Consider the following 22850-nt stretch of genomic DNA (forward strand, 5'->3'; position numbering starts at 1 on the left):
AAGGGCTATTTAAACTCTTCGTTTTTTACTTATTCATAATAAGATCCCGCGAGTAATACCGTCGCTATGAAATTCCATGATATATTTTTAGGCATCTCTTCACCTTTATTTTGAAAAGCATCCATTAAAATATCAATGCTTTCATCACTTATAATCAATTTATCCCCTTCTATTTCCTCTTTATAAAAAGACATATTTTCTCTCCTTTACTCTCTTATACATATCCCTTGAAGACTCTCTTTTTCTTTCTATCACACTAAACCACGCACCACTTCTTCTAATAATAAATTCAACCATTCATCCAATTTGTTTCAAAACACTCTAATACATTCAGCCTTCTTTCCATAGTACTATTTCAAGATCATACTCATTCTTTAGAAAAGTAAAGCCACTTCTCATAGATGCATCTACTACAATAAGGCTAGAATAAATTAATGATCTTTGAGCATCATTATATCCAATGAAATGTAATACTTCTTTTATATATAACATGAAATCTTCCAACTCTATTTGCACACCAAAGTCCCAGTTTTCATGTGCATACCATAGAATAATCTTCTTAGACAATAAACTGGTTAATTCACATTCAAATTCTTTTATTTCATTGATAGCTTGTTCAGCATTTAATTTACTCATAACTTTGATAGGATTCGGTGTTTCATCAATTAAAAAGTTTACTAATGAAGCAATTTTCTTCCCGCTAATAATCTCAAATTCTTTTATAGACGGACATAACATCAAAAACTTTTCTCTAGTAGCCTTTTCCTCGACCTTTTCTCTTAACATTGCAATTTTCTTTAAACTTTCATTCACATTTATCACCTCATACATTCAGTAAATTAACATAATAAAGCGTATCATCCGTTTGAAAATACATAACCGATCCACGGCTATAATAATTAACAAATTGAATCGGCCCTCCAAAATGTTCATAGTACTTTTTCTGAATGTCACTTAATTTATTTTTCCGAAAAAAATTCATTTATGCTCTACAACCCTCTTCCTACTATACAACTTTGTTATTAAAGATAGATTTCTTCTTTCCAACTACTAGATTTAGATTGGACTACTATTAGATTTTCACTTTCCCATTTTAATGTACCCAAAAATCTTGCATACACCATTTCATTCCCTACCTCTTCCACCAATAGTTGGTCTCGAATCTTTAATCCCTTTTCATCATACACTTCACATCGTAGTTGGAAACCTTTAACGCGATGAATCCCTTTTAGTATTGCTATTTTCTTACGGCTTGGACTTTTCTTAGGTGTCTTTCCAACTAAAAATATTCCTTCATAGTTTTGCTTCACAATTTCTTCTAAAGATTCTTCTGTATACCCTTTAACAATAGAGGGTGAAAGGATAGAGTTTTCTTCAAGTCCAGGGATAACATATTGGCGTACTAATTTACAAAACTCTTTGTATTTCTCTTCAACTGAATTTAATGCTAAAAAGTCCATAAAATCATATGGAACATATATACGAATTTCACCCAAAGCTCTATTCACTTCATATGAAATATCAGTGTTTTCGTTAGCTAAACAAAAGACAGTTACTTTTTCAATCTCTCTTAATCCCATCTCAAACTCGCTAACTTTCTTTGAGAAAATTAGCTCAAAAATTCTAATTTCATGTACAAGCAAATAATGTTTTTTAGGACGTTTTTTTTCCAATCGTAAAACTTTACTTCAAGCAATATAATTCACTCCTTTAAATTTATCACCATGCATCGAGGACCTATGATACCTTTTATTAATTTATTAAACTGTACTCCTTTTTCATTCTACCTTATCTATATTTTTCATATGCTCTACTCACAATGCATGCGGTGACATAACAGCCATAAATACATCACTTCTCTCACCTGGTGCCATATACACTCCTTCTGCATCTAAATATTCAATGGAAAAGGCTGCTAGCTCATACGCCATTTCTTGATCACATTCAAAAAGTGGATTTATAAAAACTTCATTTCCTGTAATATTTTGTAGATCTTTCAAACAGTTAGACTTACTTCTTGCATAATCAGCCACATTCTCATTAGCCCAAGACCACATCCAACTGTTACTCTTTCCAGACCAAGACCCTATAAAAACAACACTAAATTCAAGTAACACTTGACCATTTTTTTTAAACTGTAATATACATCGATCTTGATCATACCAATACTCATCAAAGTTATAGATATTATAATCCGAAATGAATTTTTGCTGTTTACTTTCTAATTTGTCATAACACATAACAAGATAATTTTCGAATTGTTCATCCGTCATTGCCAATTATCACACGCTCCCTTCATTCAAGATCTCCACTACAAACAATATATCTTATATCTTACTCTCTCAAAACCTATATAAAGTGAAACTTTAATTAGTCCTTACCAATCGGGCTTTTACCGGTAGCCCCCCGCCCACATATCATATACCTTTCTACCACTAAGATATCTTAATATATACAAAGAAAGAAGAACTTATATAAGCCCTTCTTTCCATAAATTGTTTCTTTACTCCATCTAATTTATTTTATCACGATAAATAAATTCACTATTACACAAATGCACCCCAACCGTCTGTATATCCATCAAACTCTTCACCCAGTTTATTCAATTCCTTTTGCATCTCTACAATATCCTCATAAATTAAGAACATTTCTTTAGAACAAGTACATGTCCAATCTTCAAATTCTTCATTATAATCTAATTCACAATTTAAGCCCAGCTCTTGTAGTCTGCCAATTATTTTTTCTCCATTACCTTGATCAGGAATTGCAATAAAGAAATCTACTATATGTTTTTTATTAAAATCTATACCTTGTTTATATAACATATTTAATACTTGTCCATCTTCATCTTTTGGGAATTTCATTATAATAACCTCCTATTTACCATTAAAACTCTTATTTTTATGCGAATAATGCCTCTTTTCCATAAAGCTACCAAATTCTATCCCTTTACAGACACTAAAATTATCATCTACAACATTACTTTCTGTAAAAGAGAACTACTTTAATCTACACAATGTTTCTATAAAACTTATTGTAGGTACATCCCCACAACTAAAAATATTTAGGACCTCTAAATATTACATAGCAGAAAAATCTTCACCTAGACCTTGCAGTAGCTTTAATTTTAATTCTTTTTTGTTCATATAATTCCTTCCGCTCTCTATTTTGATTTGTCCCACGAGGATTAGATACATGTCCTATCCTATATATAAAGAAAAAAGAGCCTATATTCGCTCTTCCTTCATATACACATTTAACAAATGCATCTTTCTAACCACTAACTTTTCTGGTGATATATTAATAGCCTCTAAAAGCAAACTGAATATACATGTATGTACCAACACCATAAATAACAAAAGCAACTATAGTAATTAGCCAATTTTCACGAGTTTTTTGTACATACTTCGAACATGCCCAAAAAAGAAGTAAAATAATTAATTGAATTGCAGTCACTTTTGAGACAGCAATTATAGTAGTTTCTGTAACAAATACTATCCACATTCCCATTAAAATACGTGTGACTTGAATAATTAACAAGATCCTATTATTGGTAATACTTTCTTTAATATCAAACAGATAATTTTCTTGAAAAAAAACGACCAATGTTAATATAAGACTTAAACTCAAAACTATAATAAACTCTAAAAATTCTAGAAACGCTATCCACATCAACAATTCCCTCTTTCTTTTCCTATAGCATAAGGTTCATTGTAAATTTTTAATGCAGCTATTCTATTTTCACTAGAAAGATTCGACAATCATTTTGCATCTACACCATACTAATATGTAACATTGTCATGTATCCTAAACTATCATTTAATAGCTTAGAAACTATCCTCTTGTATCTCCTTGCGCTAAAAAAATCATTTAATTACATCTTATTATTTTCATGTTGCACAAATATCAAAATTATTACTAGCAATCGTTAAAAGCGCACCATCATATTGAATAAATGCACACGCCGATGATGGAACCAATTCGATTTGTGGTACAAAACATTCTCCCATTAAACGCTCCATCAATTCACTTTGATTTATTTTCTCTAGTTTAATACCAACGCTATTTCCTAAACTGATAATAGCAAAAGTATTTTCTATACTTACACCATAAAAATACTTGATTAAATATGATACTTCTGTCCTTGGTATAGAATCAAAAACAAAGAAAATGTTCCTTCTTCCCGAATCAAAAACTGTGTAGGAAATGTTTTTAGACTCTATTTCTTCTTTCACATTTTTTTCCTCAGATTTATCTACATGTACAATAAACTGATTAATCCTCTCTTGAACAAGTAAACTTAAATTATCAACATTACGATTATCATCATCAAATAAATCTATTTCATAAATATCAGTTACATTACTAACACGATATATATTTGCATCTTCAATACATTGAACCTTTTCGAATGTAAACTCCATAATACACCTTCTTTTCTCTCAAAGTTATATTTATTCCCATCCTATTCTTACTTAATAATATTAAGTTTATTATTCCTAATTGTTTTTATAAATCAATAATAATCTAATTCTCCTCACAGAGAATCCGCTTTTCACCTTATAATACGCTACTTGTAAAGTATGCATACCGTTCCCTTTTTCATATCTGTTTCGTATAACGGATTAATGTTGTCTCCATTAAAATCAAAATTCCGAATTATAGGCATTTAAATCTCTAGCTTCTTTAAAGTAATTTCTAAATTTATCATCAATATTTATATCGTTACTTAATAACAACATCAAACTGGAATCCCAACAAACAATTTCAAGTTTTGCTTGAGGGTGCTGAATATTTGGACTTGGTACCCAGAGTTCTTCGTTTCTATTTGCATAGGGTTCTACAAGCAAATTATTAATATCAATGTTTATAGACTTATCAAACGCAGATAGTACACCCCAAATAAATTGAGGATTATATTTCTTTACGAGATTTGAAAGATCTTCACCTGCTATCCAAACTATTGGATGCGACATTTTAGGATAATCTCGGATAAGTTTCTCTTCCTGATGTGCGACAATCTCCATGTCTGTTATAAGCCAATTAAACTCTTTTTCCCTACCTTGAAATGAGTCAAAAACGGAAGCTAAAACTGTATATTTAGATCCATGTAAAATGAAGTTCATCCAATCCCTCCAATTAGTAACAATCGATAAGTTAGCCTTCTTGAACTTATTATGTGTAGATAATTAAACAAATACCAATGAATACTGTTACTATACACAATATAATAGTTGTTGCAGTATCTAGCAAAATGCTTACGACTAGGAAAATTATTGATTTAAGAGCAAAAGAAGGCCCTTTTTCTTTCCATTGACGATAGATTTGCATCATTGCATAAATTAATGGAATCATACCACCTATAATCAGAATAATCCCTATTATTTTCCCCATGTTCCCCCTCCTTTTAAAGATTCGAATCAATAGATATAATATATAATCATACGCCCTCAAAATATATCCTTATATTTTTGGAGTTATTTTACACATGCAAAACTCTCTAATCATAGCTACGCTCGTATTAAGCGCATTGTTAAAAGTTATATAATCTTTCATTCTGTAATTAACGGAACTTTCCATCTGCTAAAAACTTTGCAATACAGCTTAACATTTTCTAAGGTATTAAATTTCCTAAGATATCAATTAGCTCTTCTAATGCTCTTCCCAAATTGTTTATATTGTCTCGTTCATCAAAACCTTTCTCCATTAATTCATCTGCTATAATATCTCTCAATTTATTTATTTTTTCAGTTTCTATCATACTTAAGTCTTCATAAACATTTAACCATAGTAAATGTTTATTTTGTGATTCTAATGTCTGTTTCAATAAAATGTGCATCTCTTTATTTAATTTAAACAACCTTATTTTTTCCTTTCCTTATGTATTTTGAACCTTTAGCAAAAGTTGTAATTACTTTGCCTTTTTTATTTAAAACTACTACAGCCTGTTTACTAGTATATTTAGTTCTACCGCACTTTGTATAACTTTTTCGCCAGTTTTAACAGCATTTAAAATCACCTTAGATGATACTCCTACACCATCACGACTAATTGCCTATACCATTTCTTTTCTTTCATAAACTCACCTCGCTGAAATATTTTTCAACACAATAATGTTACATATCCAAATCTAAATAAAAAAAGAGTAAAGTAAATACAGTTTAAAAATAAATACATCTATCATAAAAAAGAAAAAACGATTTCTTATCTCATTAATGCTTGTAGTATCCCAACCCATTTAACGATTGATAAAATAAGACAAGGGCTTTTTTGGAATCATCGGTTAAACTTGCAATTTAGTTGCAAAAGGAACAAACTGATGATGCGGAAAAACGTAGTATATAGAAGACTATGTAAGGAGTTTGTCATATGATTGATAACAGAATTTCGAAAGATTATGACCATGAAATAGATGATTCTTTAAAAGAAATTACAGATACAACCATCTTACTTAATTTTCAAAAAGCGATTGTAAGTTTATATCCTCATCTAATACCAATTCATGCTTTTGCCTATGACGCATGGGATGATATTGTAATGCCATTGTTTTATGAAATGGTATATAAAACCTTTGCTTTTAAATACGGGATAGATATTAACTTTAAAGAAACTCATACCTATATGTTTTCGCTTAATAGTTATAAAGGGATACATCACATCGAGTGTGTTCCAAAGTGCACGACATTTAAGATTTATATTAACGAAGAATGGATTGAAATGGATAATAAAAGTTTGAAAGAAAATGTATTTGTATTTAAGTCATTTGGGGATGGATTGCATTTTCTAACTGGTGGAATTGAAATTGCAGATGCTTATCGTGTAGGATTTGACCTTGTTGAGGTTGATATTGTTTCTACCATAACAGGTCTTCCATCTAAAACAAGTATTTTTATTGATAAAGAGCATGTAGACTTTGTGTTTGTTGCAGAAGCATATGATACAAATATCCAAAATTAAAAATTTTATGTAAGAAAGTAGGAAGAATATCTTCATTACTACTCATATCAAATAGTTGTTCGAACACGCTCCGCTATTATATATACAAACTTCCTACTACATTTCATATGAGCAAAAGTTATTACGATAAACAAAGAAAAGGTCTCCTAAAAGATATTTTAGGAGACCTTTTCTTATTAATAGATTTTGTGATTTAAGAGTAAACACTCTTAAATTACAAAATCCTCTGGAATAAACACTTTCACTTCTTTCGGCTGTACGTATACGAAATCACCCGCTTGAATGTTCAGCTGTTTGAACTGTTCTTTCGTAATTTCTGCTTCTAAATATTCATCTGTTTCGTCTCGTTTTAATTCTACATATACGACAGGTCCGACTGCGTGAGAATAAGATACTTTTGCCGGGATTGCATCTATGCTTTGTTTCGTACGAGAGATTGATAAGTCATGTGGCCTTACGTAGGCTATTCCGTCTACGTTGGAAACGTGCTTATGCTCTGGTGCTTCTAGTTCGATAGATCCTACATTTAGCTTTCCTTTATGAACGCGGCCGTGAAATAAATTTACATTTCCTAAAAAGTCATATACAAACGGACTTGCTGGGTTTTCATATACTTCTTCTGGTGTTCCCATTTGTTCAATGCAGCCCTCATTCATTACAACGATGCGGTCTGCAACGTCTAACGCTTCTTCTTGATCATGCGTTACGAATACGCTCGTAATTTGAAATTCGTCATGTAATTTTCGGAGCCATCTGCGTAATTCTTTTCTCACCTTTGCATCAAGTGCACCGAACGGTTCATCGAGTAATAAAATTTTCGGTTCGACTGCAAGTGCCCGTGCTAGTGCAATACGTTGACGTTGTCCACCAGATAATTGCGCTGGATAACGTTTAGCAAAGCCATCCATTTTTACGAGCTTTAATAATTCTGTTACCTTTTCTTCTATCGCTTCTGCTGACGGTCTTAAGCTTTTCTTTCTTACTTTTAAACCGAAAGCGACATTCTCAAATACATTCATATGCTTAAAGAGCGCATAGTGCTGGAAGACGAAACCGACTTGCCTGTTTTTCACGTGAATGTCTGTTAAATCTTCTCCATCAAATGAAACAGAGCCTCCATCCGCTTCTTCTAATCCTGCAATAATGCGTAATAACGTCGTTTTCCCAGAACCAGACGGGCCTAATAAGGCAACAAGTTCACCTTTTGGAATATCCAAATGAATGTCTGTTAGTGCTTGAAATGTACCATATTGCTTTGATACACCTTGAATTTGAATACTCACCGTAATCCCCCTTATTGTCGTTTTTCCATTCGCCATTCAATCCAGTTTTTTATAACGAGTGTAAACACTGCAATTAATGACATTAACGTCGCTACTGCAAATGCTGCTGAAAATTGATATTCATTGTACAAAATTTCAATATGGAGCGGCATCGTGTTCGTAATGCCACGCACGTGACCTGATACGACAGAAACGGCTCCAAACTCACCGATAGCACGGGCATTACATAGAATCATGCCGTATAAAAGACCCCACTTTATATTTGGAAGCGTAACGCGCCAAAACATTTTCCAGCCACTTGCGCCAAGTGATAAAGCTGCCTCTTCTTCACTTTTCCCTTGTGCCTGCATAACCGGAATTAATTCACGTGCAACGAACGGGAAGGTTACAAAGATTGTTGCGATAATAATGCCTGGTACAGAGAAAATGAGTTTCACTCCATGTTCAAGTAACCATTCGCCAAGAGCACCCCTCGGTGTGAAAAGTAAAACGAATACTAATCCTGCGATAACTGGTGACACAGCAAACGGCAGTTCAATAAGAGAGAGTAATACTTGTTTTCCTTTAAACTGAAACTTTGTAATAAGCCACGCGGCCGCTACCCCAAATATCGTATTAAGCGGCACAACGATTAACGCAACGAGAAGCGTTAATCTAATTGCTGAAAATGCTTCTTGATCTGTAATAGCGGCAATGTATACATCCATCCCTCTTTCAAAGGCTTTTAGAAAAATAGTTATGAGTGGCAGTAATAGAAAGAGAGATAAAAATAAAACTGTAATCGTAATTAATACGCCTGGTACAAGCTTAGATTCTTTTTTAGCTGATACGCTTTTTACTATTTTCTTTTCTAACAATGTTGGTTCCATTTTCTCTCCTCCTATTCACTTTTTAGTTCATGCCTTCTACTCCAGCTTTGAATCATATTAATAAGAAGAAGGAAAAGGAGGGAAATAATAAGCATCACGGTCGCTACAGCTGTTGCCCCCGCATAGTCATATTGTTCTAGTTTCGTCATAATCATCAGTGGTGCAATTTCTGTTTTCATCGGCATATTACCTGCGATGAAAACGACAGATCCGTATTCTCCTAATGCTCTTGCAAATGCAAGTGAAAAACCGGCAAGAAGAGCGGGAAAGATTTCTGGTAAAATGATTTTCACAAATATTTGCAAGCGGGATGCACCTAAACTCGAAGCCGCCTCTTCTACTTCTTTATCAATATTTTGCAGCACTGGTTGCACCATTCGAACGACAAATGGTAAACCGATAAAAGTAAGCGCAACGATAATTCCGAGTGGTGTAAAAGCTACTTTTATATGAAACAGACTAAATATTTTCCCAATCCATCCATTTTCCGCATAAAGCGTTGTAAGTGTAATACCAGCTACAGCTGTCGGAAGTGCAAACGGTAAATCAATGAGTCCCTCTAATAGTCGTTTCCCTGGAAATTTGTAGCGTACGAGCACCCAAGCTATTAATAAACCGAAAATGGCATTTACAATAGCAGCTGCAAATGAAGTTGTAAAACTAACTTGATAGGAATGCAACACACGCTCGTTCGTTATAACCCCAGCGAACTTCTTCCAACCTAACTGTGAAGTTTGAATAAATACGATAGAAAGTGGTATAAGTACGAATAAACTCATGTACAACATTGTAAATCCAAGAGATAATCCAAACCCTGGTAAAACACGTTTCTTCCTCATCCTCTTTCACCTCATCCCCCTTTAGCAGCGTTCATTATTTTTGATAAATTTTATCGAATACGCCGCCGTCATTAAAGTGTTTCTCTTGTGCTTTTTTCCAACCACCAAATAGTTCATCTACTGTAAATAATTGAACTTTCGGAAATTGGGATGCATATTTTTCGGCTACTTTTTCATTACGCGGACGATAAAAGTTTTTCGCCGCAATTTCCTGTCCTTTTTCTGAGTACAAATATTCAAGATACCCTTCTGCTACTTTTTTCGTTCCTTTTTTATCAACGACTTTATCTACAACCGCTACTGGTGGTTCTGCAAGTACACTAATAGAAGGGGTTACAATTTCAAATTTATCTTTTCCAAGCTCTTTTTGAGATAATAACGCTTCATTTTCCCACGCGATTAATACGTCTCCAATTCCTTTTTCAACAAATGTTGTCGTTGCTCCGCGCGCTCCTGAATCTAATACTTCTACGTTTTTATAAATTTGGCTAACAAACTCTTTCGCCTTATCTTCACTATTATTATATTTTTTCAGTGCGTATCCCCACGCCGCTAAATAGTTCCAACGTGCCCCGCCTGATGTTTTCGGGTTTGGTGTAATGACAGACACACCTTTTTTCGTTAAATCATCCCAGTCTTTAATGCCTTTCGGGTTTCCTTTTCGAACAAGAAATACAATTGTTGACGTGTATGGAGTGGAATTATTCGCAAGTCGCTTCTGCCAATCTTCTGCTAGTTGTTTTTTCTTGCTAATGGCATCAATATCATAAGCAAGTGCTAGTGTAACAACGTCTGCTTCTAAACCATCAATAACAGATCGCGCCTGGCTTCCAGATCCCCCGTGTGATTGTTTTACATTTACTGTTTGCCCGTGCTTCTCTTTCCAATACTTCGCAAAATCTTTATTGAAATCTTGATATAACTCCCTCGTTGGATCATAAGAAACATTTAAAAGCTCAACTGTTTTTTTATCTCCACTTCCTTCAGAATTACTAGTGGATGTTGCCGAACCACACCCTGATAAAAGTACAACTGCTGATAATAAAACACCTGTACTTTTCATAAACGCTGTCTTGCCCCACTTTTTCATCGTTAAGCCCCCTTAGTTTATACAATAGAAAAAGGCACACAATATATTCACAAATGTGAACATTGTGCGCCTTCAGTTTATCTGATTAGCTTCTAATGTATTGTATTCGATTTCTTTTCATTTTAATTCTGTAATTCATATGTGTCAACTTGGAATTTGAATTTTCTTACTAAACTAAAATATTGGCATACTTTGAGCCCAATGATTTTTCAAATCAGCAAATTCTTTTGGTAACTTACTATTTTCATTCCATTCTAATTTATATGCATTTACTAACACCGTAGCCATTGATTCACGGTTCATTACTCCATTTGGATTAAACTTACCGTTCTTATCACTTTCAGAGTTCATTTCATCCATAATGTCATAAATAAAATATTGCACCCGCCGTAAGCGTTAATTCCTTCTGTTCTACGTATATCTCCTCCTTGTTGGTCATATGAAGGTTTAAATATATGGCACCACCACTTAATCAATACACAAAAAATGAGGCAACCACCTTCAAAGATGGTTGCCTCATTTTTACACTTGCATCGCTTTCTCTCTCAATGCTCTTCTTAACAACTTACCAGTCGTATTCTTCGGTAATTCTATTAAAAACTCAATGCTTTTCGGCACTTTATATTTCGCTAAATGTAACGTGCAGTAATGCATTAGCTCTTCTTCTGTTACGTTTGCTTGCTTCAAAACGACGTACGCTCGCACAGCTTCTCCTAAGTTTTCATCAGGAACACCGATTACGACAACTTCCGCTACTGATTCGTGCGTATATAATACTTCTTCTACTTCACGAGGGTATACGTTATAACCGCCAACTAAGACGATATCTTTTTTACGATCCACGATATAGAAGTAACCTTCTTCATCCATTTTCGCCAAGTCACCTGTATATAGCCAGCCGTCTTTCAATGTCGCAGCTGTATCTTCTGGTGCATTATAGTATCCTTTCATAACGTTAGGTCCGCGAACAATTAATTCACCGACTGCGCCGACAGGTACTTCTTCCCCAAGTTCATTTACAATTTTATTTTCTACATGCCAAATATTTGTGCCAATTGATCCTGGTTTACGAGGACGATCTAGCGGATTGAAACAAGTAACTGGTGATGCTTCTGATAAACCGTATCCTTCTGAAACAATAACGTTAAAACGTTTTTCAAAGTTTTGCAGAAGAGCAACAGGCATCGATGCACCACCGGAAATACAAAGGCGAAGCGTCTTCACATCTTCTGCACTTGCTTCTTCAAATAAATATAAATAATTGTACATCGTCGGTACGCCAGCAAAGATCGTTGGCTCGTACGTGCGACAAATACGGAATACTTCTTTCGGACTAAATTTCGGTAACATTAAAATCGTTGCCCCGTTCACAATCGGTGCATTTACCGCAACTGTTAAACAGAATACATGGAACATAGGCAGTGCCGCAACAACGCGGTCATCAGCCGTATATTGTAAATACGACGCCACATCGTTCGCATTACTATATAAATTTTTATGTGTTAACATAGCGCCTTTCGGTTTTCCAGTTGTGCCCGATGTGTATAGAATAACCGCTACATCTTCTTCATCTAGTTCAGGACCTTCGTAAGTTGTATCTCCAGTCCCCACAAAACTAGTAAACGTTTTCATTTTTTCGGTTTCTGTATGGTTAAAATCTGATGAGGTTTCGCATATGATGATGTTTTCTAATGAAGGAAGTCTTGTTGTAAGAGATTGTATAACAGGTAGAAGGACGTCGAGTACGATGATTGTTTTTACATCTCCATTTTGTAAAATATAATGCATTTCGTCTGCTGTATAAATTGGATTAACTGGAATAACAGTTGCTCCAGCTTTCATTGTTCCGTATAAACCGACCAAAAAATGTGGTGAGTTCCCAACAACTAATGCGACATTGTCCCCTTTTCCAATGCCCATTTCTGCTAAATTGCTAGAAAACCTTGTGACCATTTTGTTTAATTGGTCATATGAGACCGACTGATCCATAAATATATAAGCCGGTTTTTCCCCCTTCTTTTTTGCCGTTTCAGCCAAAGATTGAACGAGATTCACAAAAACCCCACCTTTATAAAATTTAGAATATTTAAAAATTCTAAATTAATTATATTAAAAGAAAATTAAAGTAGCAAGTGATATTCTATTAACTGCATATAGACAGATCACCTTCTCTTAGTTTACTTTGGAAAAATAAGGGGATTTTGTTTACAAGTAATTTATGAAACTAGACCAAAAATCATTTTAGGATAATATGCACTCATCTTTTCTCTAAGTTCATCAAGTTCTTCTTTATGTAACGTCGTATGCTCTCCAAACAAGTTAAGAGCATCCGCTCCCTCTTCATGAAAATAAACTGTAACATACAATGTCGGTAACTCTGTATTGTCTTCATCTATTGATAAGACGACATCTGGTGTTTTATTAACAGTGCTGAATGTTTCATTTCTTTTCCACTTCTTATTTTGAAACATGTCTTGTATATCATGTATCTTTCGTTTGTTATCTGTATGCGTAAAATATATAACATTATCCTCCGCTGGTTTTCCGATAGACAAAATTGTACGACTTGAGGGCGATTCACTGTTACACGCCGTCATTCCGACGACGAAGCTGAGTAATAATACAACGTACATTACCCTTTTCATATCAATCCGCCTCCTTTTGAATATATATATTCCTTTATAAGAGGCAGATGTCCTGTAATTTTATGTTTTGTGGTAAATGAAATTATATGAGCGATTTTTCAGTTATATCAGCGCAGCTCGATTTATATCGGCGATTTTCCAAATATATCAGCGCAACTCGGTTTATATCGGCGATTTTTCAAATATATCAGCGCAACTCAATTTATATCAGCGATTTTCCAGTTATATCGACTTACCGACAAAATCTGAAAATCTACACAAAAAGAAAGAGGCTGCCCGTGATGGCAGCCTCCCTCATTTTTAGAAGAATAAATGTAAGAAATCTTCAGTTGTAATGTTACCGAAGTAGCGTGCGATATCTACGCCTTCTAAAGCTGCAGTGAATGCATCTTTATCGAACTGAACGCCTGTTAGACGCTCTTCGATATCATGAACATCTAGTGAACCGAAGAAGTCGCCGTAAACTTTACATTCTGTTACTGTTCCTTTTTTCACTTCAAGACGAACGTCAACTTGTCCAACTGGGAAGCGGTGTGAATGTTGTAAGTTGAACTTCGGTGATTTTCCGTAGTTCCAGTCCCAATTTTGGTAGCGCTCTTCAGAAAGTTTGTGGATTTCTTTCCAATCTTCTTCTGTTAATTCGTACGTTGGAATTTCTGTTTCCCCTTCGAAAATTGTTTCTAGAAGAAGTTGTCTAAACTCTTCTGTCGTCATTTCTTCGTTTAGGAACTCTGTAATGTTCGCAACGCGGCTACGGATTGATTTAATACCTTTTGATTGAATCTTATCCATTTTTACTTTTAACGCTGATACGACGTGATCGATTTCAGAGTCAAATAGTAACGTACCGTGGCTGAACATACGACCTTTCGTTGAGAACTGCGCGTTACCTGAAATTTTTCTACCTTCAGCTAAAATGTCGTTACGACCACTTAGTTCTGCATTTACACCTAATTTACCAAGCGCTTTCGTTACAGGCTCTGTGAATTTTTTGAAATTGCTGAAACTGTCTCCATCATCTTTCGTAATAAAACTGAAGTTTAAGTTTCCTAAATCATGATATACTGCGCCTCCACCTGATAGACGACGAACGACATGAATACCTTTTTCTTTTACGTAATCTGCATTAATTTCTTCTACTGTGTTTTGGTTTTTACCAATGATAATCGAAGGCTCATTAATGTAAAACAGTAAATATGTTTCGTTAATATCTAAATTCTTCACACAATATTCTTCGATTGCTAAGTTTATTCTAGGATCTGTAATTCCTTTATTATCAATAAATAACATCGTATCACCTCATGAGTTCCATACGTAACCACTATGCGCTAGCGTAATATGGCCACTGAAAATTTGTTTTGCTTCTGTTACTAAATCAGATGGGTTGCCTGTATGTGGTAAGTGCGTTAATAAAAGTTCTTTTACATTCGCATCTTTCGCAATACTTGCTACTTCTGTACTATTCATATGCCCTGCTTTTGCAGCCTCTTGATGTGCATACATATTACACTCACAAATGAAAAGATCAGCATCTTTCGTGAATGGAATGAATTCAGGAATATAACTGGAATCAGCGCTGTATACTACAGCATCATCGCCAGCTGTAATACGCATCGCAAAGCATGTAACAGGATGAACAGTTTTTAAGAACGAAATCGAGAATGGTCCAACTTGAAGTGTTTCTTCTGGGTTGTACGCGATTCCTTTCGTATGTGGTTCATGTGTTAAAGAATGGAATCCATTCTCGTCAAACGTATGACCGTATATTGGTAATTCCGGTAGTTGCCTTGTTGTCGCACTCGTAATTAATCTCGCATATTGCAATACCCCAATGTCCGCAACATGATCGTGATGATAGTGTGACAGTACAACTGCATCTATATCAGATGGTGTTATATATTTTTGAAGCTGTGCTAGTACACCACTACCACAGTCTACAAGTAAACGAAAACCATCGTGTTCAAACAAATACCCCGACGTTGCTTCTCCCGCTTCTGGAAAGCCGCCCCAAAAGCCGACAACAGTCATTTTCATATGTATCCATCCTTTCTAAAACCGAGTAGGAATGCAGTTTTTCTCCGTACTTGAGAAAGTTTTTTACTTACATCCTACATTGTTAACTATAATCCATTTCCTAAACTTTTTCATTAATTTTCAATTTTGTTATAAAACAGTTGTTGACTTTTATTTTTTGTACTAATACAATGATAGTAAGAAATGGAAATGGAGGGATTGACATGATCGATCAACCAATGGAGTTTTTCAGAAATTTACCGACGAAAACTTGTGCGCACTGCGGGAAAGAAATTGATGAGCAACACGAAGCATACCATAACAAATGTGACGATTGCGTTCACGAAGAATAGTAGTTTGTGAACATAAAAAAACCTAGCAGACATAGTCTACTAGGCTAATAACATCTTATCCTTCATCGTTGAACCTTTCACCAAGAGCTCCAGTTCAAACTCATACAATTCTTTTTTTCGATAATTTTTCGTATGGATTTTATCCATCATCAGGTCGACAACTTTTCGGGCCATTTCATCAATTGGCTGTTCAATTGTCGTAATACCTGGTTCTGTAATCTGCGATAATATTTGATTATCAAAACCGATAACAGCGAGATCATCTGGAATGCTCCAGTTATGGTGCTTCGCCTCTGAGATAATTCCAGCTGCTACCTCATCGCCTCCTGCCAAAATCGCGGTAGGATTTTTTTTGTCCTTTAATACTTCATGGAATATTCGTTTTCCATCCTCCCAAGAGAAAGCGTTTTCAAGAAAATCAATCGCTTCTACTTGGCGGCTCTTCTCAGTTATTGCACGTAAAAAGCCCATTTTTCGCTGCTGGCTAACTAATTTGGTTTCGTTACCACGACAAAAAATAAGATTACGATACCCTTGATCTAACACATGCTTCGCAGCTATGTATGCTCCTTGCGCATGATCAAACTTCACTGTTGGAATATTTGCTTCCTCAATATATTCATTACATAACACGATTGGACCGTGCTGTAAGTATGGCTCTACATCTTCCCACGGATTTTCTAGTGAACATAGAATAATCCCATCTACTTGTTTCGTAGATAATAATTGTAAATACTCCATCTCTTTTTCCGGTAAATATCTTGTTTGACAAATAATCAGTTTATATTTATGTTCAGAAGCAGCAATCTCGATTGCTTCAATAAATCTACTGAAGAAAGGATTTGTAATCCTTGGAACTAGCACCGCAATTGTTTCCGTTTTTTGTTTACGAAGCCTTCTCGCCGCAGAATTAGGAACGAAGCCTAAATGCTTCATTGCTAATTGAACCCTTTTTTTCTTCTCATCTGAAACATATGGATGATTATTAATCACCCTAGAAACCGTTGTCCTTGATAACCCCGCTAATTTCGCCACGTCCTCTATAGTCGACACGAAATTCTCCCCCTTTGCATGAAAACGTTTTCTTAAATTGATTATATAGTATATTATTGGAAACTGCAATATCGGTTGTTATGATTTTACTATATTAATATTATACATAGAAAAAAGTCTGTTAATGCAGGGGCAATATACTACTTTTAGAAATTTACGTTATGTACATTCCTTTTCTTAATACCATATATCCTTTATTCAATATAAAACCCCATCAATACGTCATCTCCATATGATCCATCTTCATACTTTATTTGCTTTCGTTGTCTCCCTTCTTCTACAAAACCCATACGTTTGTACACTTTAATTGCCCGATCATTAACAGAAACTACACCTAAGCAAATTTTCTCTAAACCTTTCTGCCCTTTAGCCCAACTAATAAGAAATTCAATTAATTTCGTGCCGATGCCTTGATTACAATACGCCTCTTTAATCCCCATTCCCATTGTGCCTGCATGTTGTAACCGTTCTAGTTCATATCGGTTGAAAAGTAAAAAGCCTACCACCTTATAATCTACTTCATACACAATATAAAGATTACCTTTCTCATTACTTTTCCGTATCTTTTCTCTTTCTGCATCAATATCATTCGGTAATTTCTTTGGAGATACTATGAAAAACTTTGTAGTATTTTCCGATAATATAATTTCTTTTCTAATGTTCATTATTGCTTCTGCATCAGCCTCTTTTGCTAATCGTATCATTGAATCACCTCGTACTTTTTCTTTTAAAAAATAATATTAAAACTATAAAACGTCCAATATGCAATATTGCATATTGAGAATCTTTTTACTCTTGATACAATATTCATACATCAAAATAAAAGGAATGTATGCAATGAATCCAATCTTAACAGCTGCAAAACAACTATTACATAAAGAAGAAAAGATTTTATCTACTTTAAAATGTTCACTTACTGGCTATATGATTACGCATAAAGTCCCATATCCTGGCATGTTACTTGCTACTAATAAAAGACTTCTCTTTTTTAGCCAATATAAAAACACATTCATTGCCGAATTTGATTATGAAAAAATTCTATCCATAGAAACGAAGAGAAGAATCTTTGACAAAAAAATAATATTTTACTATGAAGATGAATATATAACGCTTGGATACATTACAAGTTCGAATGTTGAAGCGTTCATAGACTTACTACAAAGAAACAGCAAGACTAGCACAGGCTTATAATCAGCGGGGATCCCCTCGCTGATTCATTATTTTAACTCCTCCCACTTCGTCCAAACTTCTCTCCCGTTTATACGGTACATATTATCCTCTCTATCCATAAACCTATGTACAATAAATTCACGTCTAATTGTACAAAAATCATCGTGATATTGTTTTATAAATGTATTCATTTCTTTTTCCGTATATTGATTTTCAGCGTTTAATTTGCTAATTAAATGCTCTAACAATACTAGTTTTTTCTTCTTTTGACCTGGAATCGATTTTAAACGATCCTCTTTATCGAAAAAGTTACGAATGGTCGTATCCCTAAATTTCATGTCACTTTCAGTCATTTTATTGTCCTCCATTAATTTTTATACAACAAAACTTTATTGTTTGTCCTTACTATTCTTCTTCATTCTTTCACTTACAACATCCATAAAGTAATACCCACTAATAAGCACATAGTAAACTACAAGTATTCCTAGTGCATCTTTCATATTTATATATTTTTCTTTATGAAACAAGATAGGTGAAAGGGCGTAAACAAGAAAGATGATTAGCGGATTTAAGATAAAATAATAAGTAAGATTTCCTTTCATCATATCAACTCCTCTATTCTAGTTTTCTCTGTAAATTGTTGTAAATCCTTTTCTTTCGTCTCTATAGCTTTTAAAAAGGTTCATATATAAACTACAGAAAAGACCCCCTACATTAAAATAAAAAAGCACCAAAAAGGTGCTTTTATCTACGCTTCAACCGATTGATTTTCAGCAACATTTTTAAATTGTCGTTTGTGCATCAAAGTTAAGGAAGCGATTGTTCCAAGTGATAATACAACGATAAAGATCATGAGCATTCCTATGTTTTGCCACATGAAGTCAAAGTCTCCACTCGATACGACTGCTTTCAATCCTGATACAGAGTATGTCATCGGTAACCAAGCATTGAATGGTTGTAAAAACTTCGGAATCAACTCTAACGGGAATGTTCCAGCACTTGTTGTAAGCTGCATAATTAATGTGATGATGGCGATAAAACGGCCCGCATCACCGAATGCTGTTACTAAACATTGAATTAATGCAATAAACGCTAAACTTGTAACGATGCTAAAGAGTATGAAGTACGGAATACTTTGTACTTCTACACCTAATCCGAACAGTAATATAACATCTGCTACTATCGCTTGAATAATACCGACGGATAGTAAAACACCGAACTTACTAATAAACCAGCTAAACCCTGATTTTGGAACACCGACTGTATCGCGTAATGGGTATACGATAGATAGTAGTAATGCCCCAACGAATAAACCAAGTGATAAGAAATATGGTGTAAATCCAGTTCCATAGTTTGGAACTTCCGCTATTTTTTCCGTCTTCACTTTTACAGGACTTGCAAACATATCATACGTTTTATCCGTTCCTTTTACTTCCCCAGTTTTCTCTGCCCCTTCGCCAAGTTTCTCTGCAAGTTCACCTGAACCGTCGTTTACTTTTACGAGACCATCTGTTACTTTTCCTGAGCCATCTGCTAGTTTATTTACGCCGTCGATTAGCTGGGTTGAGCCATTTGACATTTGATTTAGGCCACCATTTAGAGTACCTAAGCCCGTTGTTACTTGACCAGATCCGTCTGCTAAGTGATTTACTCCACCTGCCATTTGATTTGCTCCTACAGATAATGTACCTAAACCGCCTGTTACTTTACTCGAGCCATCTGCTAATTGATTTACTCCACCTGCCATTTGGTTTGCTCCTGCAGATAATTGACCTAGGCCGCCTGTTACTTGACTTGAGCCATCTGCTAATTGATGTACACCACCTGCCATTTGATTTGCTCCTGCAGATAATGCACCTAAACCGCCTGTTACTTTACCCGAGCCATCTGCTAATTGATTTATCGCATCAATTAATTGACCGGATTCATTTTTAAATTTATTTGCGCCTTCTTTTGCTACATTTAAATTCTTACCAAACCCTTGGAAATTTTCAACAAATCCTTTTTGTGCACTGGCTAATTTCTCAATACCCTCTGTTAAAGAGTCCAATTTCGCTGTATTCGGTAGTTTGTTTTGTGCATCACTTGTTTTTTGATTTATTTCACCTTTTAATTGTTTTACTTCTTCATTTAATTTATTTGTTCCACCTGCTACTCCGGCAGCTTTTTGCTGAACTGTCGCTGTACTTTTTACAGCACTTGTTATGAATGGTTGTAACTGCTCTTGATATTCTTTTGGTAAACTTTCAATTTGCTTTTGTAAATTCGCTACATCTTGCGTTGCAGTTTTGGCATCTCCTGCTGTTGATTGCGTGAGTTCATTTAACTGATTTACATTCGCCCCAGCTCCATCTATTTTTTCATTTACTGTATTCAATATAGAAGGAACTTTCGACTGCATTTCCTCTAAGTCCGCAGCAGACTTTTGTACGTTACTATTTAAATCTTGCAATCCCTTTTGGATCGCTTGAGAACCTTCCTCTAATTGACTTTGCCCTTCAACAAGTTTTCCCATACCATTTGATAGATCAGTTGTTCCTGTTTTTAATTCACCGGATTTACTTACTAATTTGTTCAAACCACCGGTCACTTTCTCAGATCCATCATGTAATTCACCAATTCCTTTTTGCATTTCACCCGTTTTGCTATTTAACGTATTTAAACCGTCTGTTACTTTTCCAGATCCATCTATTAATTTTCCGATACCTGTCTGCATCTCACCTGTTTTACTATTTAACGTATTTAAACCGTTCGTTACTTTTCCAGATCCGTCTACTAATTTCCCTATACCTATCTGCATTTCACCTGTTTTGCTATTTAGCGTATTTAAACCATTTGTTACTTTGCCTGACCCATCTACTAATTTATTAGATCCATCTGCTAATTTCTGAGCTCCATCCTTCATCTCTCCAGACTTCCCTTGAAGTGTATGAAGGCCATCCGTCACTTTACTTGAACCATCATGCAGCTCACTTGATCCGTCGTGTAGTTTATTTGCTCCTTCCGCCCCATCTGCTAATCCTTTTGAGACGTCTTGAATGGAATCAAACATTTTCTCTGCATATGTTTTCGTTAACGTACTTGCTACTTCATCTTTAATTTTTTCAATGGCTGTTCCTCCAATTTGTGAAGATAAGAAGTTTAAACTTTCGTTTGGAATGTACTCTAAGTTTAATGGCTTTGGATTGTCTTTTAGTAACGTTGTAGCGTTACTTGAGAAGTCATCTGGAATGCGCACTAACATGTAATACTTTCTACCTTCCATTCCTTTCTTTGCTTCTTTTTCACTTACGAACTCCCATTTAAAACTTTTATTATCTTTTAAATTATCAACGAGCCCTTTTCCGACCTCAATTGGTTTCCCATCAAATACTGCGCCTTTATCTAAATTGACTACTGCAACTGGTAAGTCATCTAACTGCTTATACGGATCCCAAAAGGCCCACAAAAACATCCCTGCATATAAAATCGGTACGAATAAGACCGCAATAATTGGAATTAATATTTTTTTATTTTTTATAATTTCCGTGAACTCTTTCCGAAGTAACTGATTCCCTTTCATAATTTCTCCCCCTTTTATAAAATGACCAAAATGTTCATATAGTCATTTTTACCCAAACAAAAAGGCTATACTTGTTCATACATATGCCTTATCCCCGAATTTATTACTATGCAACTTTTTCTCATTATGATTATAATTTTTCTATACCCCTCCTTAACTTAAAAAATGACCATATTGTTCATTCGGTCATTTTTTTATAAAATTAAAAGGATTATCTTAGTTTGACAATCCTTTTAGTAAATAAAGTTCAAATAACTCTGCAATTTTTTCTTTTTCTAGCGGTTCGTGATTTTTTTCCCAATCAAAAATAAGCGATACATATAGACGAAGCATAATAAATGCTGTAATTTCTGGATCACATTTGCTAATTTCACCTTTTTCAATCGCAATCTTTAAATACGATTGAATAACAGAAACGATTTCCACATCAACTTGTTGCATAACTTCTTGTACTTCTTTCGTTCCCATATCGCGCTCTTCTTGAATTAATTTAATCATGAGCTGATGTTCTTTTCTAAATTCCAAGATGCTATATAATGCTCTATGTACATTTTCAAAAAATGAAACATCTGAACGAATTGCATTTTCTGCAACTTGCTTCATTTCTGTAATTAAATTAGAAATAATTTCACCAAATAGCTCTTCTTTATTTTTGAAAAAAGTATAAATCGTTCCTTTTCCTACATTCGCTAACTTCGCTACTTGATCCATCGTTGTTGCTTTATAACCGAACGCTGAAAAAGACTTTGTTGCAGCTTCAATAATAGAACGTTTTCGATCTATCGCCACATTGTCACCTCCAAAAATGACCAATTGGATAATATAGTCAATCAGTACATCTTTGATATTACCACACGCTTACATTCTATACAAGTTCTCTTTTTATTATTTCCAGTATAAAAGATTTCAGTCAAGTTATATCATACTGTCCATAGTGTATCAAAAAGTATACTTGTATGGAAAGCTAGAATATATTCATAATAATTGCTGGCTAGATCCCACTAGAAATTTAATAA

Annotated in this window: 28 protein-coding genes; 3 read left to right on the forward strand and 25 right to left on the reverse strand. The window is 34.6% G+C overall.

Translation table 11 applies throughout. The annotated features are described in order from the left end of the window. Positions 1 to 29 precede the first annotated feature (29 nt). The 10 genes from C4S65_RS34300 to C4S65_RS06615 all read right to left on the reverse strand — a co-directional run bounded on the left by C4S65_RS34300 (position 30) and on the right by C4S65_RS06615 (position 5860). Positions 30 to 194 carry a hypothetical protein gene (locus tag C4S65_RS34300; protein WP_170950093.1) on the reverse strand — a complete coding sequence of 55 codons (165 nt, stop codon included), beginning with the start codon at positions 192 to 194 and terminating at the stop codon, positions 30 to 32. A 136-nt stretch (positions 195 to 330) separates the two neighbouring features. After that, the gene (locus C4S65_RS06575; protein ID WP_097888835.1) at positions 331 to 813 is read right to left on the reverse strand and encodes a hypothetical protein; all 483 of its coding nucleotides are present in this window, start codon (positions 811 to 813) and stop codon (positions 331 to 333) included. Positions 814 to 1022: 209 nt separating this feature from the next. Beyond that, positions 1023 to 1580 carry a hypothetical protein gene (locus C4S65_RS06580; protein ID WP_098617636.1) on the reverse strand — a complete coding sequence of 186 codons (558 nt, stop codon included), beginning with the start codon at positions 1578 to 1580 and terminating at the stop codon, positions 1023 to 1025. Positions 1581 to 1814: 234 nt separating this feature from the next. Continuing rightward, positions 1815 to 2279, reverse strand: coding sequence for a DUF6882 domain-containing protein (locus C4S65_RS06585; RefSeq protein WP_098617622.1), 465 nt, complete (start codon positions 2277 to 2279; stop codon positions 1815 to 1817). A 267-nt stretch (positions 2280 to 2546) separates the two neighbouring features. Continuing rightward, a complete protein-coding gene (locus tag C4S65_RS06590; RefSeq protein ID WP_141551077.1) occupies positions 2547 to 2864 on the reverse strand; it encodes a ribonuclease E inhibitor RraB in 318 nt (105 codons plus the stop codon). 436 nt (positions 2865 to 3300) lie between these two features. Further along, the gene (locus C4S65_RS33965) at positions 3301 to 3672 is read right to left on the reverse strand and encodes a hypothetical protein (protein ID WP_044306664.1); all 372 of its coding nucleotides are present in this window, start codon (positions 3670 to 3672) and stop codon (positions 3301 to 3303) included. 218 nt (positions 3673 to 3890) lie between these two features. Then, complete coding sequence (locus C4S65_RS06600; RefSeq protein WP_098617621.1) at positions 3891 to 4424, reverse strand: hypothetical protein; 534 nt, start codon at positions 4422 to 4424, stop codon at positions 3891 to 3893. Positions 4425 to 4646: 222 nt separating this feature from the next. Beyond that, positions 4647 to 5126: a hypothetical protein gene (locus C4S65_RS06605; RefSeq protein WP_097796484.1), complete on the reverse strand. Its 480-nt coding sequence runs from the start codon at positions 5124 to 5126 to the stop codon at positions 4647 to 4649. Positions 5127 to 5175: 49 nt separating this feature from the next. Beyond that, positions 5176 to 5394: a hypothetical protein gene (locus tag C4S65_RS06610; RefSeq protein WP_000516160.1), complete on the reverse strand. Its 219-nt coding sequence runs from the start codon at positions 5392 to 5394 to the stop codon at positions 5176 to 5178. A gap of 220 nt (positions 5395 to 5614) precedes the next feature. Then, complete coding sequence (locus C4S65_RS06615) at positions 5615 to 5860, reverse strand: hypothetical protein (protein WP_097796483.1); 246 nt, start codon at positions 5858 to 5860, stop codon at positions 5615 to 5617. 509 nt (positions 5861 to 6369) lie between these two features. Here C4S65_RS06615 and C4S65_RS06620 point away from each other — a divergent pair. After that, positions 6370 to 6957, forward strand: coding sequence for a hypothetical protein (locus C4S65_RS06620; protein ID WP_098617620.1), 588 nt, complete (start codon positions 6370 to 6372; stop codon positions 6955 to 6957). Positions 6958 to 7166: 209 nt separating this feature from the next. Here the strand turns inward: C4S65_RS06620 and C4S65_RS06630 are convergent, their stop codons facing one another. The 9 genes from C4S65_RS06630 to C4S65_RS06670 all read right to left on the reverse strand — a co-directional run bounded on the left by C4S65_RS06630 (position 7167) and on the right by C4S65_RS06670 (position 15717). Further along, on the reverse strand, positions 7167 to 8240 hold the full coding sequence (locus tag C4S65_RS06630) for a sulfate/molybdate ABC transporter ATP-binding protein (RefSeq protein ID WP_000027101.1): 1074 nt from the start codon (positions 8238 to 8240) through the stop codon (positions 7167 to 7169). Between the two features lie 11 nt (positions 8241 to 8251). Beyond that, complete coding sequence (gene cysW, locus C4S65_RS06635) at positions 8252 to 9109, reverse strand: sulfate ABC transporter permease subunit CysW (RefSeq protein WP_061655450.1); 858 nt, start codon at positions 9107 to 9109, stop codon at positions 8252 to 8254. An 11-nt stretch (positions 9110 to 9120) separates the two neighbouring features. Next, positions 9121 to 9948: a sulfate ABC transporter permease subunit CysT gene (gene cysT, locus C4S65_RS06640; protein WP_097960525.1), complete on the reverse strand. Its 828-nt coding sequence runs from the start codon at positions 9946 to 9948 to the stop codon at positions 9121 to 9123. Between the two features lie 34 nt (positions 9949 to 9982). Then, on the reverse strand, positions 9983 to 11038 hold the full coding sequence (locus tag C4S65_RS06645; protein WP_000758702.1) for a sulfate ABC transporter substrate-binding protein: 1056 nt from the start codon (positions 11036 to 11038) through the stop codon (positions 9983 to 9985). A 174-nt stretch (positions 11039 to 11212) separates the two neighbouring features. After that, the gene (locus C4S65_RS06650; protein WP_042973218.1) at positions 11213 to 11389 is read right to left on the reverse strand and encodes a hypothetical protein; all 177 of its coding nucleotides are present in this window, start codon (positions 11387 to 11389) and stop codon (positions 11213 to 11215) included. A gap of 171 nt (positions 11390 to 11560) precedes the next feature. Next, entirely contained in the window at positions 11561 to 13093 is a 1533-nt protein-coding gene (locus C4S65_RS06655; RefSeq protein ID WP_001055200.1) for a fatty acid--CoA ligase family protein, read from the reverse strand. A gap of 161 nt (positions 13094 to 13254) precedes the next feature. After that, positions 13255 to 13683 (reverse strand): hypothetical protein, encoded by a 429-nt coding sequence (locus C4S65_RS06660; RefSeq protein ID WP_098317880.1) that lies wholly within the window; start codon positions 13681 to 13683, stop codon positions 13255 to 13257. 300 nt (positions 13684 to 13983) lie between these two features. Further along, complete coding sequence (locus C4S65_RS06665) at positions 13984 to 14973, reverse strand: lipoate--protein ligase (protein ID WP_061666657.1); 990 nt, start codon at positions 14971 to 14973, stop codon at positions 13984 to 13986. Positions 14974 to 14982: 9 nt separating this feature from the next. Then, positions 14983 to 15717 (reverse strand): MBL fold metallo-hydrolase, encoded by a 735-nt coding sequence (locus C4S65_RS06670; RefSeq protein ID WP_000784671.1) that lies wholly within the window; start codon positions 15715 to 15717, stop codon positions 14983 to 14985. 203 nt (positions 15718 to 15920) lie between these two features. Here C4S65_RS06670 and yhfH point away from each other — a divergent pair, with 203 nt between their 5' ends. Continuing rightward, positions 15921 to 16049 (forward strand): protein YhfH, encoded by a 129-nt coding sequence (yhfH, locus tag C4S65_RS06675; RefSeq protein ID WP_000567010.1) that lies wholly within the window; start codon positions 15921 to 15923, stop codon positions 16047 to 16049. A gap of 39 nt (positions 16050 to 16088) precedes the next feature. Here yhfH and C4S65_RS06680 read toward each other — a convergent pair whose 3' ends face one another. Together C4S65_RS06680 and C4S65_RS06685 are read right to left on the reverse strand one after the other, a co-directional pair. Then, a complete protein-coding gene (locus C4S65_RS06680) occupies positions 16089 to 17102 on the reverse strand; it encodes a LacI family DNA-binding transcriptional regulator (RefSeq protein ID WP_000103709.1) in 1014 nt (337 codons plus the stop codon). Positions 17103 to 17296: 194 nt separating this feature from the next. Next, positions 17297 to 17806, reverse strand: coding sequence for a GNAT family N-acetyltransferase (locus C4S65_RS06685; protein WP_000620017.1), 510 nt, complete (start codon positions 17804 to 17806; stop codon positions 17297 to 17299). 133 nt (positions 17807 to 17939) lie between these two features. On the opposite strand from C4S65_RS06685, the gene C4S65_RS06690 reads away from it, so the two are divergent. Then, complete coding sequence (locus C4S65_RS06690; protein WP_001068217.1) at positions 17940 to 18293, forward strand: PH domain-containing protein; 354 nt, start codon at positions 17940 to 17942, stop codon at positions 18291 to 18293. A 26-nt stretch (positions 18294 to 18319) separates the two neighbouring features. Here C4S65_RS06690 and C4S65_RS06695 read toward each other — a convergent pair whose 3' ends face one another. From C4S65_RS06695 to C4S65_RS06710, 4 genes are all read right to left on the reverse strand, one after another. After that, positions 18320 to 18625, reverse strand: coding sequence for a DUF2087 domain-containing protein (locus C4S65_RS06695; RefSeq protein WP_140337692.1), 306 nt, complete (start codon positions 18623 to 18625; stop codon positions 18320 to 18322). A gap of 36 nt (positions 18626 to 18661) precedes the next feature. Further along, on the reverse strand, positions 18662 to 18877 hold the full coding sequence (locus tag C4S65_RS06700) for a hypothetical protein (RefSeq protein WP_001988614.1): 216 nt from the start codon (positions 18875 to 18877) through the stop codon (positions 18662 to 18664). A 143-nt stretch (positions 18878 to 19020) separates the two neighbouring features. After that, a complete protein-coding gene (locus C4S65_RS06705; protein WP_103945170.1) occupies positions 19021 to 21834 on the reverse strand; it encodes a YhgE/Pip domain-containing protein in 2814 nt (937 codons plus the stop codon). A 216-nt stretch (positions 21835 to 22050) separates the two neighbouring features. Next, complete coding sequence (locus C4S65_RS06710; RefSeq protein WP_000963378.1) at positions 22051 to 22623, reverse strand: TetR/AcrR family transcriptional regulator; 573 nt, start codon at positions 22621 to 22623, stop codon at positions 22051 to 22053. Positions 22624 to 22850 lie beyond the last annotated feature (227 nt).

The organism is Bacillus sp. ok061, assembly GCF_900108285.1.
In the GTDB taxonomy this organism is placed as follows: domain Bacteria; phylum Bacillota; class Bacilli; order Bacillales; family Bacillaceae_G; genus Bacillus_A; species Bacillus_A thuringiensis_S.